1 protein-coding gene is annotated in these 1,033 nt (G+C 70.6%); it reads right to left on the reverse strand.

Annotation, left to right across the window (positions count from 1 at the left end):
• Nucleotides 1–25: 25 nt before the first annotated feature.
• A partial coding sequence (locus ACZ56B_RS32900; protein ID WP_468798777.1) for an integrase core domain-containing protein occupies nucleotides 26–1,033 on the reverse strand: 1,008 nt, incomplete at its 5' end.

Consider the following 1,033-nt stretch of genomic DNA (forward strand, 5'->3'; position numbering starts at 1 on the left):
GGGCTCGGAAAGTCATCGCTGCACGTCAGGCCGCGTATCGGTACTCGTTGATGACGCCGCCGAGGACTCGGGTGCGTAGAAGTCTTCGGTCGTCGAGGTCGTGGACGGTGGCGGGCTGGCGGTCGGCGTCGGGTGGGAGCTGTTGGCGTGCCCGGTGCGGCCGATGCCTGTTGTAGTGGTCCTGATAGCTGGCCAGCACCTGCCGGGCGTGGGCCTCTCCGATGATCAGGACGTGGGCGAGGGCCTCGCGCCGGATATTTCCGATCACCCGCTCGCAGTGTACGTTCATCCGGGGAGCCCGCGGCGCACTCAAGATCACATCCAGGCCCTCGGCCTCGAAGACCGCGTCGAACGCCGCACCGTATTTGTCGTCGCGGTCCCGCAGCAGGAACCGCAGCGAGTCCATGCGCATGCCCAGGTCGGCGGCCAAGTTCCGGGCCTGCTGGACGGCCCATTCCCGGGTCGGGTGGGCGGTGACGCCGGTGATGTGCAGCCGCCGGGTGCCGTGCTCGAGGAACGCCAGCGCATACAACCGCCCACCGAGCGCGGTGTCCACGTGTAGGAAGTCGACCGCGACGATGCCCTGGGCTTGGGCCGTCAGAAACTCCCGCCAGGTCGGGCCGGAGCGGCGCGGGGCCGGGTTGAGCCCGGCCGCATGCAGGATCTGCCACACCGTGGAGGCGGCGATCGGGTGCCCGAGCCGGGCCAGTTCGCCCTGGACTCTCCTGTGCCCCCACCGTGGATTCTCCCTGGCCAAGCGGAGGGTGAGCTTCTTGAGCGCGGCTTTGGTGGGTGGGCGGCCGGTTCGGCCGCGTCGGGCGGTGTAGTCCCACTTCGCCGCGACCAGTCGGCGGTGCCAGGCCAGCAGGGTCCCCGGGGTGACCGGGAAGACCGCTCGCCAGCGGCGGCGGGGGATGAGTGCGGACAGCGCCGTGAGCCAGAACCGGTCCGCGGGCTCGTAGCGCACTGGCCCCTTGAGCTGCCGGCGCAGCACCGCGTTCTCGTGCCGCAGCACGAGCAGCTCGGCGTCCTT

It is taken from the genome of Streptomyces sp. NPDC034670 (genome assembly GCF_055574875.1).